Consider the following 12,676-nt stretch of genomic DNA (forward strand, 5'->3'; position numbering starts at 1 on the left):
TCCTAGAAATTGTTTTAGCATCACATCACATTGACACCATTTGTCCCCTCTTCGTATAATATCCGAGCCGATTATGGGATTGTGATATCTATGCCTGGGGCATTTTCCATTACAAACGGAAAGTCCACGCTAATATTTGAGCCAGATGGTGAAAGGTTCGTCCCAAAGCTGTACCTGGAGCGTTCGGGACAGCTTGTAATTGCGATGTCTGCGCCGGTTTTCTTGACCTTATGGGCAGAAGACATTGTGGTTCCTGCACGGATTGTTAGGGTTTTTGGGCAAGGACAAATAGAATTCGAAGGAGAGTTTCCAGGCCTCCCTGATTGGCATCTATCAGGCAGTGTCGTTCCAGCTGGCGACCAGGCGCCGAGATTCGACTGGCAAATTCGGGTTGCCTACATTGGCGACAATGCGCAGGAATGTCGCTTAAGAGTGCGCTTCGAAGTGTGCGATGTCGGCGTTCCCCGCTGGATGGTGCCTGCGATGTTCTATAAGCATAACAGGCCCGAAAATTGCGTGAGAAAGTATCCCCGCTATTCATACGAAGAAAATCGCCCCAAGGATTTTATATCTAGCTATTGGGCATTTAGGTCAGATCGCTCGTCATGCCCATCGGTTTTCTGTTGGACAGAAAACTTCACAACATGTCTCGCAACAAGTGAGATGTTCAGTCACGGGCAGAGTGGGATTGGCTTTGTGGGCAGACAAGGAGAGATTGCGTTGATGCTCAACTTTCCGTACGCCGAAGAGCCTGTGAAATATAGCTCGTGCCGCGAGGATGGAAATGCGCCTGAAGTACTTACAACCCCTATAATGCCGGCCGACCGCATTTCGTTTGGGTTTAGCACCTACGTTGATGAGCACGACTTCCATGCCTACAATGGCTTGATTCGCGATATTTACAATGAGTCTGAGGACGAAACCAATCCCTGGCTAACGAAACTTGAGGCCGAGGAACTTCTAGCATATGGCCTTTATCGCTGGCATTACGATGCCGAACAAAGCGTTCTTTATGAAACCTGCGCTTTCGATAGCTACTTTGGGAAAGGTAAAGGCCAAGTTGACAGGCCACACATGCACGTTGCCTGGGTTAGTGGGGCTCCATATGCCTATGTCCTTTGGCGATATGGGCGCGATAAAGGGATAAAAGAGTATGCCGAAGCAGGGCTTTCGGTGCTCGACAAGATAGCCAATGAAGGGATTTCTCCGTGTGGTCTCTTTTGGCCTGAATGGACACAAGAGCGAGGTTGGGGAACCGGCTGGAACCCAAATCCTAATTGGATACAGGCTCGTACGGTCAGCGAAGCCACATGGTTTTTCCTCCAAGCACTTGAGGATGCGAAAGAAGCTCATGAAAATTGGGCATCAGCTGTTCGGAGCAACCTCGACGTCGCTCTCAGGATCCAACGAGCGGATGGGAACTTTGGCTCCTACTATAACGTAGAGACGGGTGAAGTAGAAGAATGGGATGGCGCTGGAGGATTGATGTGGATTCCTGCGCTTCTTGCTGGCTCAAGGTATTTTGGCAATGACGAGTATGCCGATGCTGGGATACGAGCTGGCGAATATTATTCAAAATTTGTGGAAGACGAATATATTTATGGAGCGCCGGAGGACGTGCACCTCACACCTACTTCAGAGGATGGCTACAACGCATTGATTGCCTATCTCCATTTGTATGAGACTACCAGGGATAACCGATGGCTGGAGCTTGCCAAGCGTGCTGCTGATTGGGTAGCCACTTTTCGATGGGTCTACAATACGGTTTTCGCACAAGAAACAATTCTAGGTAGATACGATTTTCGCACAATGGGCGGAGATATTGCGTCCCCATCAAACAACCATATTCACAACTACGGCTTAATATGTCATCCCGAGATGCTGCGCCTGTGGTCATATACAGGCGATACCTACTATCTTAGCAGGGCAGCGGATCATCTTGCATGCTTCCATCAATTTATTGCACGCGAGGATGGAGACTTCAATGCAAGAAAAGGAATGATAACCGAACAATGGTTCCATACCGACTGGACCCATCCCAAGGGCTCAATGCTTCAGCTTGCTCATTCTTGGTGTGCAGGCTTGGTGCTGTATGCGGATATGTACACTCGTTCATTTGGCGATGTCGTAATTGATAGCGAAAGCCGAGAGGTATATGTCCTTGATAACATATGGTTAAAGGAAACAGAAGAGGTTGACAGCGACATAGTTCTTACACTTGAAAATCCCTCACTGCGAGATCAAACGCTTTCCGTTCGACATTCCAGGATTGGCATTGTAGGTAAGATAACAATTCCAGCACGGGATGAGTTGAGAGTACGGATAGGTGGACGCCAGGGCGATATTAAGGAGCTCGAGCCGGAGGAGAAAATCTGGTGAGCCAAATTGTTGTTGTCGGGTCAAGCAATACGGATATGGTAGCCAAAACTGAGCGTATGCCGATGCCGGGGGAGACGGTCTTTGGCGAATTTGTAATGGCTCCTGGCGGCAAGGGTGCGAACCAGGCGGTCGCGGCGGCTCGGCTCGGAGCAGAAGTTACTCTTATTGCTCGAATTGGCAACGATGTTTTTGGTGATTTGTCGTTCAGTAATTTTGAACGCGAGGGAATTAGGACAGATTTTATGGTTCGGGATTCTTCCACACATTCTGGAGTTGCGTTAATCTTCGTAGATGCAAAAGGTGAGAACTCAATTGTTGTTGCTTCTGGAGCGAACGGAAGACTTGCGCCGGAGGATGTTGATAGAGCACAAGAAGCCCTAGCAGAGTGCAAAGTTCTTCTTCTCCAACTCGAGATTCCATTGGAAACCGTATTCCACGCCGCAAGTATTGCAGCGAAACACGGCGTAAAAATAATTCTTACCCCAGCACCTGTAAGGCAATTGCCGGCGGAGCTACTTGGATTAGTTGATGTGCTAGTGCCAAACGAAACCGAAGCGGCGGCACTGCTTGATTTGCCGAGTGAATGCTTGCTTGATAATCCGCAGGCTGCCGCAGGACTGCTTGATCTTGGGGTTGCCAGCGCAGTAGTTACCCTTGGCTCACGGGGTGCCCTGATTGTAACGCGCGAGGGGAACCAACTTCTGCCTGCAATTCCCGTCAAGGCAGTGGACACAACCGCGGCGGGAGATGCTTTTACTGGTGCGCTTTCGGTGGCGCTTGCACGAGGCGAAAGTATTAGAAAGGCTGTAGAATTTGCGGTAGCCGCTGCGGCAGTTTCGGTTACACGAATGGGAGCTCAGCCTTCCTTGCCGACCGAATCTGAAGTATTAGAGTTGCTCAAAGAGGTGGTGAAGTAAAGCAGATTACTAGATGGTGAATGTTATTGTAAATCTAAGGTAATTAGCCTTGGAATAGCTTGCGAAAAGGTCAGGACATATTGACCTGCGATGGCATTTGTTGTAACATAAGCGGTAACGCATTTCGAAAGGAGAGGTCGAATGCAGACAAAGAGAATTCTTATTTTAATTGCAGTAGTCATAGCAATCTCGGCAATTCCGGCATATTGTGCTAAGCCGGTGCCGGACATAGTGGCTACCGTGAATGGTGAGAAAATCACCAAAAAGGAGCTGGAAAACATCCTATTTGATTGGAGCGGCCCCTTGGCGCTTGAGGAGCTGATTGACCACCGATTAATAGGACAAGAGGCAAGGAAACAGGGCATTGTTGTTACCCCTGAAGAAGTCAAGAAAAAGATGGAGGAGAGCAAGAAATTCCTTCCTCCGGGCATGTCTTTGGAAGAAGCTTTGCAGCGTAGCGGAATGACGCCTGGACACTGGTTTGCCAGGTTAAAGGCCCAGGCTCAAGCCGAGGGAATAGTCAGAAAAACAATCAAGATAACTGATGAGGATCTTGCCGGACAAGTAAAGGTCTCGCGAATCTTAATAAAAGTCCCGTATAAACAGGACGAGGAAGAGAAAAAGAAAGCCGAGCAGGAAGCTCAAGAGAAGATTGCCAAGATCTCCCAAGAGATAAAAGATGGATTGGCATTCGAAGAGGCTGCAAAGAAGTACTCCGAGGACCTAATGACAAAAGAGAAGGGCGGCGACATGGGTTATGTACCCAAGAACACAATGGGTAAGGAGTTTGAGGAAGCTATTGCTAAGCTCAAACCTGGTGATATAAGCGACCCATTCAAAACCGCAATTGGGTATCAAATCGTGAAGTATTTTGGTAGCGGCAAGGAAGCGCAAGGAAACGAAAGAAAGGAACTAATAGATCGTCTGACTACAATGCAACTGCAACAAAAAATGAATGATTGGTTCCTTACGCTTAGAAATAAAGCAAAGATTGTAAACTATCTGGCTCCTCAGCCGCCGAAACAGCAAGAACAGCCAAAAGTAGAAGAGTCCAAACCAGCTGAGTCGCCGAAGCCTGCCGCTCAGCCGACCGAAGAAGCCCCCAAGGAGGAGCCAAAGAACGGTGCTCCTCCTCCTGGAGTAAGCGATGCGGAAGCAGCTACGCCGCCGCCACCGCCTACGCCTCCTGCACCATAAATAAATCAAAAATGAGCGATCCAACTCTTGCGGTGAGTTGAAAATAAAAGTCCGGGCTTGCAGGCTCCAACGCGGAGCCCGCAGGCCCGGTCTCTGCTTTCATTAGCTGATTAGCTTTTAAATGTTACGGATAGCGTAAACACCTCATTCTAGCTTGCAGAGTCCAAACATCAAAAGAAAGTTTATCGAAGAGGAGGATTAGGAATGGCAAAGAAAAAGGTCAACGTCGGACTTGTGGGCTATTTGTTCATGGGGAAGGCGCATAGCGTTGGTTATCGCGACTGCGCATTTGCTTTCCCAGATGTCAAGGCCGAACCCGTCATGAAGGAGATATGTGGGCTTGTTGGTGCTGAAGCGGCGCAATATGCAAAGCAGTATGGTTGGGAGCGGTCAAGCGAAGGTTATCAACATGTGGTTGAAGCCGATGACATCGATTTGGTAGATATTGCTACCGGGAACGATACGCACAAAGAGATTGCGATTGCGGCTGCAAAAAATGGCAAGCACATCTTCTGCGAAAAACCAATGGCAATGAACACGGCTGAATGTAAGGAGATGATAGATGCCGCCGAGAAGGCAGGTATCATCCACATGATAAACTTTAACTACCGCCGTGTTCCAGCTGTTGAGCTGGCAAAGCAAATGGTTGAAAAGGGAATGATAGGCACGCCTTATCATTTCAGGGCTGTTTACCTGCAAGATTGGATTGTAGACCCCGAATTCCCGCTTGTTTGGAGACTTCAGAAAGATAAAGCCGGCTCAGGTGCTCATGGTGACCTCAATGCTCATATTATTGACCTTGCCCGCTACCTTTGCGGTGAGTTTGATGAGGTATGTGGTTTAATGAAAACCTTTATCAAACAGCGTCCAGTTCTCTCAGCAGCGACAGGAGGGTTAAGCGCTAAAGCTGGAAAGCAGATGGGTGAGGTTACTGTTGACGATGCGACGCTTTTCCTCGCCAAATTCAAGAATGGGGCAGTTGGCACCTTTGAGGCAACTCGCTTCGCCACCGGAAACCGTAATGGAAATCACTTCGAGCTAAACGGTAGCGATGGGAGCATACGATTTAATTTAGAGAGACTAAATGAGCTGGAATTCTTTAATCGCAAAGACAAAGAAGGACAGCAAGGTTGGAAAACAATCCTTGTAACAGACCCGCCGCATCCATACATCAAGGGTTGGTGGCCAGCAGGACACATAATAGGTTGGCAACATACGTTTGTTCATCAGATATACAATCTAATGAACGGAATTGCTACAGGCAAAAATCCGGCGCCTGACTTCTACGATGGATTGAAATGCCAAATGGTGCTAGATGCTGTAGAAAAGTCGGCCGAGACTGGACAGTGGGTAAAAGTATAAACAGGGATTAGCTTTCTGGTTGCGGTGATTAGGTGCACCGAAATAGATTGTGAAACCGCAATCGAATTTCATAAGGCTGGCTAATTGTGGAACAGCACGGCCGCCGAGGAAGTCAAACTTAAAGGAAAGGCTTCGGGGAGGGGTGGTTCGTTGACTTCCGCTCCTCCCTTATGCTACGATTAAGTCTGTCTGAAAATCCCAGGGGATGGATTTATACCCAAGCGGTCTCCAATCAATACCCTGTGGTGACTTTAATGAATTGAAGGGCCAGAGAGATATGCTAAGAAGTAGGCTAACAATTATAATTACCTGCGTAGTTATGTCAGTACTGCAATTGACATACCTCCACGCTCAAAATGTAAGCGACATCGAGATCGCGAGACCGTTGGATGGAGCAACTGTGCGAGAAAAAGTGCGCATAATCGTACCAGGCAGATGCGTTCCACAAGGCGGTTTTGTCGCTTACTTCATAGATGGCCGCTTTAGAGCAGCAGTCTCAAATCCAGATGAAAATGGCGGATCCTACGTATACGTTTGGGATACCAAAGCCGAGGAAACCGACCCGAGCCTTACCCCAGAGCAAAGAAAACCGCGAGAGGGCAAACATACCATAAAGGTACAAGCTTTGGATGCAGGAGGCAAAAAGACTGGCAAAAGCAAAGAAATCACAGTGTACGTGAAGAACAAAGCCGAGCTTCCGCCTGGTGGGATTAGACTGCAGTATAAGCTAAGACAAGGTATGGTAGTAGACTATAAGTACTCCATTACCGCAAGCCTCAAAAGCATTCAGGGGGCGACAGAGCTTGCCAACACAGTCGGCCAAGCATTCGAAGGCTCCGAATTAATAGTAAGGAGGTCAGTCGAGGATGCTCGGCCAGATGGTACATTTCTAATCCGACAAAAGCCCATCGGAACGATTAAGCTTGTGCAAGGTGGAAGGTCAGTCCCTGCGCCAAACCTTAATATTCGTGCTGCTTATGATATTGAGGACTTGTCGGGTCGAGTTAGCTATATCATGGGTTCAAATTCCCCAGGCTTGTTGATAACAGTGGACCTGCCGAATTTTCCTTCAAGCAGGTTGGTTGTGGGCGATACGTGGACTTCCAGGGATAAGGTGATTCGGGATGTACTCACTGGCGAGTCACTGGTTCTAAATACCCATAGCACGCTAGAAGGGGCAGAATGGCATAACGGTTATCCTTGCGCAAAAATCGTCACGACATTTGAAGGCATTGGACGGTCTCCGTTCCCGACAGTGCTCAAGGGAAATTCACAAATAAAGGGTGAAACAATCACATATTTTGCTTATCAGGTTGGCAAATTAATCTCGTCGATGACTACGGCAACAATTACAGCAGAAACTGACTCGGCATCGGTGTCGGCGCTAGCTCAGCAAATAACTAGTGGGTCGAGCTATGCATCCAGCGTATTGAGCGGAGCTTCTTTGGGAGTGTCAAGCTCAACAGGTGGTCCAGGCGGTTTCGAGGAGCCGCCGCCACCCTTGCCCACTACAAGCGGGCCAAGCTTCAGCGTTGGTACCCGACGAGGCACTACGACGACCCAGAGTAGCGTGCAGGTGGTCTTCGAAGTAAAGCAGAGTCTGGAACTGGCTCGCTAGTTTACGCAGGCGCAAGAGAGTTTAGTAGGCTTGACTTAATATTGGCTCGGGCGGGGAGTACTTTCCCCGCCTGAGTTTCCTTAATGGCAAAAGCGGCTTACAACCTATCCAAGAAACGCAAAGGATAAAATAGTTCAGTAGTTCGCAAGGTAACCAAATAGTGCTTAGTTCTATGAAGACCGAAGTTGAGGAAGACATCGAAAACGGAAAACAGCTAGAGCTTGTAGAACATCTGGCTGAACTTCGAGCAAGAATCATACGGTGCGTGGTATATCTAGCTATCGGTGCATGCGCCGGATGGTTTTTCTTCCCATTCTTCTTCAAAATCTTAGCCGGTCCAATCATTGGTTTCTTGAAGGAGATGGGAAGTTCATTCCTTCTCACCGGCGTTGCTGAAGGATTTACAATCAAGTTCCAGATATCCCTAATTACAGGTTCAATCCTTGCACTGCCTCTAATCACCATGGAGGGATGGGGATTCATTGCCCCAGGTCTGACGCGGAAGGAGCGGCGAGCGGTTAAACTAGTAGCTCCGCTTTCAATATTGTTATTCTGTTTAGGCGTGGCACTAGCCTACTTCGCACTGCCAATGGGAATTAGGTGGTTGATAAGCCAGAATCCGCCCGGAGCGAAGTTCATGCCTTCTGTTGCCCAGACACTCCTATTTATAATAAAAATGTACTTAGCTTTTGGCTTGGTGTTCCAAACCCCCATTATCCTGATGTTCCTAGCAAGAGTTGGAATTGTTGACTCACAGATGTTGAAATCATATTGGCGGCAGGCCGTCCTTGCTCTGCTTATCGTTGCTGCGGCCGTAACACCCTCAGGAGATGCAATGACAATGATGATGATAGGCTTGCCCATGGTCTTCTTATACATTCTTAGCATTGGTCTTGTGAAGCTTGTTGAACCGCGGTCATGAGTCTGCGGAAATTCCTTGCGGAACTTCAAAACTCGCCCGAGTACAAAGGACAGCTTGTTCATCTAGCTGTCATACCCGCAAAACTGGCTCGCTATGGCGAAGTCAGATACAAGCTTAATCCTCGTCTTTGCGAACGACTCAAAGCCATTGGAATAGATAAGCTTTACTCACATCAAGCTGCCGCAATTAACGCAGTTCTAGGAGGACGTCATGTGGTTGTTGTAACATCAACTGCAAGCGGCAAAACCCTGTGCTACAACATTCCCATTCTCAACATCCAGCTCTCGGAGCCAACTAAACGTGCCATTTATCTGTTTCCTACAAAAGCTCTTGCACAGGACCAATTGCGTAAACTTAACGAGCTCAATCACCAATTCGAACTTAGGTTTGGGATATATGATGGGGATACACCTCAAACTGAACGGCGCGCCATACGCAAGAATTGCCATACGGTTCTGACGAATCCGGACATGCTCCACCTTGCGATACTGCCGTATCACACTCAATGGGCTGATTTTTTTCGCAATTTAGCATTTGTAGTTATTGATGAAATGCACGTCTATCGCGGGGTATTTGGCGCACATGTTGCAAATATTATTAGGCGTCTGCGCCGCATCTGCCGCCATTACGGCTCTGTTCCGCAGTTCATTGCATGTTCAGCAACAATTGGCAACCCTGAGGAGCTAATGAGGAAGCTTACGGGCGTAAGGACTGAGGTCATAGATGATGATGGTTCTCCTTCCGGAGAGAAGTTGTTTGCGTTTTGGAATCCACCTTACATAGGTGTTGGGGAAAGAAGGAGTGCAAACTGGGAAGCGGCTTACCTTCTTTCTAAGCTTGCATGCCGGCGTATAAGAAGCATAACTTTTGCGAAAGCAAGGGTTGTTGCCGAGCTAATTTATCGATATGCAAGAGCGAATTTGGAAGCGCACGACCCTGAGACTGCTGGGAGGATTATGCCATATCGTGGTGGATATACGCCTGAGCAGCGACGGCAAATTGAGAAGGGGCTTTTTGAAGGAGAGCTTCTAGGAGTTACGGCAACTAATGCACTTGAACTTGGTGTTGACGTTGGCGACCTAGAAGCGTGCATTCTTACTGGTTATCCAGGTACGATTGCCAGCACTTGGCAGCAAATTGGGCGCGCAGGCAGAGGGCAAAATACATCGCTTGCCATTCTAATTGCGCTTAACAATCCACTTGACCAGTTCATTGTGCAGAATCGTGCCTATTTATTGGACCGTACTAATGAAAAAGCTATTCTGGACCCACAAAATCCCTACATCCTTGCTGAACATCTGTCTTGCGCTGCTTATGAAACTCCTATTTCGGAACTCGATTATGACCTTTTCGGCGCGAATTCGGAACCGCTTTTGAATCTGTTGGCTGAGTCGGGGCAGATAGTTCGCCAAGGGAAATGGTTTTGGAATGGTGAAGGCTACCCAGCGGCCAGCGTCAACATACGTTCCACAGGAGGAAATAGTTATCTAATTTACGACGTTGCTAAGCCTGGGGAACCTCTGGGCTCAGTTGAGGAAGCTACTGCTTTCCAAATGATTCACGAAGGGGCAGTCTACCTTCACCAAGGCGAGTCATATGTTGTGGAACGCCTTGACCAAGTAGGATGCTGTGCTTATGCTTCCAGACGTGATGTAGACTACTACACCTCGGCTACAACTGTTACGGAAACCCTTATAAAAAGGACGCTTAAATCTCAAACATTGGCGGGCTCACAAGTATACTTTGGCGAAGTGATTGTAACGGAGCAAGTCATTGGCTATAAGAAAAAGCGCTTGCTCACTGATGAAACGCTTGAGAACGTAGACTTAAACCTTCCACCTCAGTCGTTTGATACCCAGGCAATCTGGCTGGTTATTGATTCCTCTATAGCAAGGATTGTTCGGAGCCAAGGTTATGACCTAGAAGGTGGCATTCACGGCCTAGAACATGCGCTAATAGGAATGATGCCTCTATATGCCATGTGTGATCGCCAAGATGTTGGTGGAGCATCCCATCCGTCGCATTTTCACACTGGGCTTCCCACTATATTTATATATGATGCACATCCCGGCGGCGTTGGCATCGCCGAAGATGCATACACAAAGATTAAAGAATTAATTAACTCGACTCTAAAAGCAATTTCCGAATGTCCTTGCTTTGATGGTTGTCCATCCTGCATTCATTCTCCCAAATGCGGCAATAACAATTCCCCGCTTGATAAGCAAGCCTCATTACTAATCCTGAATGCCCTTGCTAGTCTGTAAACTTGACGCTGTCTTGTCTTCCACAGAAGTTAGTGAAGTCGTTGCGCACAGTTTAGATTTATAGTCGTATGGGTAAACAGTTCCAGTAACTATTCGAAATCGTCGGCAATTCGATTAGAATTGCGTTGATGCATATGAGCGAACCAGGCAAGTCAGCAATTTTGGGGACATTTATTGTCATTCTGCTAGTTATTATCGTTATAGTTCTAGTAGCGTACTTTGCATGGTGGTTGCCTGTGCATCGTGGGACTGGGGTAATTCAAGATCCTGCGAAAGAAAGCACACTATTTGTTTCCGCGGCCAAGAAAAAGCCATTCCCCTTATTCATGCCTTATCCGTCTCGAAAGCAGTCTGCACTACCTTTGCAAAAGACGGTGCCACAGCAAGTGCTTTATTAAAGCCATTATGAAGGAGTGATACATCATGACATTAGGAGGTCTTTTTCTCCTGTTTGTTATTGCTGCAGTAATAGGAACAATTTTTGAGCTAATAATGGGCATAAAGACGGGTGCTGGCTGGATAGGAACCATTATCGTAGGTTTCTTGGGCGCCTGGGTGGGGTCTGCACTTTTCAGGGTTGGTCCAATCTTTAGCGGAGTATACCTAACTTCGGCCATATTTGGGGCAATTGTCCTTGTGTTCCTACTGAAATTGGTAACCGTACGCCATGCGACCTAAGTGGTGCCCAACTGGATATTTTAAAAGCTAGAAGTTTTAGGACTTTCAACTTGTAAGAAGGATTAATAATCCTGAGTGCCGAATTTAATAACCGTTTGGAAAGTAGCTGAACTAGCAAAAGGCAACATTAATAAAGAGCCATTGGTTGAACTGGGTTATTGAATTCTGCATGGTGTTCTCATGGCGTCGAATGGAATTTAAGTGCAGAGAAGTTCTTCATAAAGCAAGACGCCAAAATTGCTATGGGGAGGTGGTAACAAAGTTATTTATAACAAAAGTTGCGGCGGAGAACTCTTCGTTGCTAGTTGATGAGTAGAATTAAAAGTTAAAAACCTAAAAAGGAGTTGAAAGGATGAAGAACAGTTTTCTAGTACTGGCAATCGGTTCATTGCTTGTATGTGCCTATTTAGGAATAGCAAGCGCTGCTCCTTCGTTCTTTAGCACTTCAGGCAATATATTAACGCCAGATGACACACTTTTGTCGACGGGAGGTTTTAGCGCCAACTACCACGCCATCGAGATCGAGGATACCGACCAGACGCAAACAATTATAGGTGCCAATGTTGGGGTTACACCCTCGCTTGAATTAGGGGTTGCAAGGGTTGACTTTGATAACGGAAACGAGGAAACTATCATCAATGGCAAATACCTGCTGTTCCCCGAGACGGCAGTGAGGCCCTCATTGGTCCTAGGTGTATTAGACCTGGGCGGAGAGCTCGATCCAGATGACGATCCTGGCATCTATGTACTGCTGGGTAAGAACCTTACGCCGATGGCTTCGGATATCGCCGGCGAGCCCTCAAAGCCTCTGAGGGGCGTCATAGGGTTTGGTACAGGTTACTTTGACGGATTGTTTGGGGCTTTGGACTGGACAATCAGCCAGCGGATGAGCCTAATGGCTGAATACATTGACACAGGCGATGCCCAGTTCAATGTGGGCATTAGGTTTGCGTTGACAGACACGCTTCGCGGCGATGTGGCCTTGATTGATGGCGATGATTTAGGATTCGGAATTAGCTTCACAAAGATGGGGCTTTAAGCTGATTTACTAAGCGCAGATTAGCTTTCTTATCCTCTGTTGTGGTGGCGCAAGAAATGCTGCTACAACAGAGGAAATTTTATTTATGGGGGGTTTTATCCACTTTGACTTCAAATATCTTAAATGTAAGTTACTTTTGAATTATGAAGGCTTCCGATGATTACCCAAAAGGTTACTTGACTTTTTTGTTCTTAGCGTTATAATTCATGTAAGTTCGCTAGCGTACCACAGAGTCGTTTTTTTGTTTCTGCATCCGAAACATCCCATGGCCACCACGATTCCGTTTGGTACGAGCGGAAA

General features: G+C 47.4%; 10 protein-coding genes. All 10 read left to right on the forward strand.

Annotated elements, in window-relative coordinates; genetic code table 11:
* The first annotated feature begins 90 nt into the window (after positions 1–90).
* The 10 genes from K6T99_09015 (at position 91) to K6T99_09060 (ending at position 12,376) form a co-directional block, all read left to right on the forward strand.
* Positions 91–2,379: a hypothetical protein gene (locus tag K6T99_09015; GenBank protein ID MCL6519961.1), complete on the forward strand. Its 2,289-nt coding sequence runs from the start codon at positions 91–93 to the stop codon at positions 2,377–2,379.
* A complete protein-coding gene (rbsK, locus tag K6T99_09020; GenBank protein MCL6519962.1) occupies positions 2,373–3,296 on the forward strand; it encodes a ribokinase in 924 nt (307 codons plus the stop codon). The genes K6T99_09015 and rbsK overlap by 7 nt, the downstream gene beginning before the upstream one ends.
* Before the next feature lie 141 nt (positions 3,297–3,437).
* Positions 3,438–4,493 carry a peptidylprolyl isomerase gene (locus K6T99_09025; protein ID MCL6519963.1) on the forward strand — a complete coding sequence of 352 codons (1,056 nt, stop codon included), beginning with the start codon at positions 3,438–3,440 and terminating at the stop codon, positions 4,491–4,493.
* A gap of 204 nt (positions 4,494–4,697) precedes the next feature.
* Positions 4,698–5,855 (forward strand): Gfo/Idh/MocA family oxidoreductase, encoded by a 1,158-nt coding sequence (locus tag K6T99_09030; protein MCL6519964.1) that lies wholly within the window; start codon positions 4,698–4,700, stop codon positions 5,853–5,855.
* A gap of 277 nt (positions 5,856–6,132) precedes the next feature.
* On the forward strand, positions 6,133–7,473 hold the full coding sequence (locus tag K6T99_09035) for a hypothetical protein (GenBank protein MCL6519965.1): 1,341 nt from the start codon (positions 6,133–6,135) through the stop codon (positions 7,471–7,473).
* A gap of 172 nt (positions 7,474–7,645) precedes the next feature.
* Complete coding sequence (gene tatC / locus K6T99_09040; protein MCL6519966.1) at positions 7,646–8,395, forward strand: twin-arginine translocase subunit TatC; 750 nt, start codon at positions 7,646–7,648, stop codon at positions 8,393–8,395.
* Entirely contained in the window at positions 8,392–10,659 is a 2,268-nt protein-coding gene (locus K6T99_09045) for a DEAD/DEAH box helicase (GenBank protein ID MCL6519967.1), read from the forward strand. The genes tatC and K6T99_09045 overlap by 4 nt, the downstream gene beginning before the upstream one ends.
* 134 nt (positions 10,660–10,793) lie before the next feature.
* Entirely contained in the window at positions 10,794–11,057 is a 264-nt protein-coding gene (locus tag K6T99_09050; protein ID MCL6519968.1) for a hypothetical protein, read from the forward strand.
* Between the two features lie 25 nt (positions 11,058–11,082).
* Complete coding sequence (locus tag K6T99_09055) at positions 11,083–11,337, forward strand: GlsB/YeaQ/YmgE family stress response membrane protein (GenBank protein ID MCL6519969.1); 255 nt, start codon at positions 11,083–11,085, stop codon at positions 11,335–11,337.
* A gap of 352 nt (positions 11,338–11,689) precedes the next feature.
* Positions 11,690–12,376: a YjbH domain-containing protein gene (locus tag K6T99_09060; protein MCL6519970.1), complete on the forward strand. Its 687-nt coding sequence runs from the start codon at positions 11,690–11,692 to the stop codon at positions 12,374–12,376.
* Positions 12,377–12,676: the final 300 nt, after the last annotated feature.

This window comes from Armatimonadota bacterium (assembly GCA_023511795.1).
Classification (GTDB): Bacteria; Armatimonadota; UBA5829; order DTJY01; family DTJY01; genus JAIMAU01.

Excerpts from the sequence above, each read along its gene's own strand:
- K6T99_09015 (MCL6519961.1), top strand. The coding sequence starts at position 91 with ATGCCTGGGGCATTTTCCATTACAAACGGAAAGTCCACGCTAATATTT.
- K6T99_09025 (MCL6519963.1), top strand. The coding sequence starts at position 3,438 with ATGCAGACAAAGAGAATTCTTATTTTAATTGCAGTAGTCATAGCAATC.
- K6T99_09030 (MCL6519964.1), top strand. The coding sequence starts at position 4,698 with ATGGCAAAGAAAAAGGTCAACGTCGGACTTGTGGGCTATTTGTTCATG.
- K6T99_09035 (MCL6519965.1), top strand. The coding sequence starts at position 6,133 with ATGCTAAGAAGTAGGCTAACAATTATAATTACCTGCGTAGTTATGTCA.
- tatC (MCL6519966.1), top strand. The coding sequence starts at position 7,646 with ATGAAGACCGAAGTTGAGGAAGACATCGAAAACGGAAAACAGCTAGAG.
- K6T99_09045 (MCL6519967.1), top strand. The coding sequence starts at position 8,392 with ATGAGTCTGCGGAAATTCCTTGCGGAACTTCAAAACTCGCCCGAGTAC.
- K6T99_09050 (MCL6519968.1), top strand. The coding sequence starts at position 10,794 with ATGAGCGAACCAGGCAAGTCAGCAATTTTGGGGACATTTATTGTCATT.
- K6T99_09055 (MCL6519969.1), top strand. The coding sequence starts at position 11,083 with ATGACATTAGGAGGTCTTTTTCTCCTGTTTGTTATTGCTGCAGTAATA.
- K6T99_09060 (MCL6519970.1), top strand. The coding sequence starts at position 11,690 with ATGAAGAACAGTTTTCTAGTACTGGCAATCGGTTCATTGCTTGTATGT.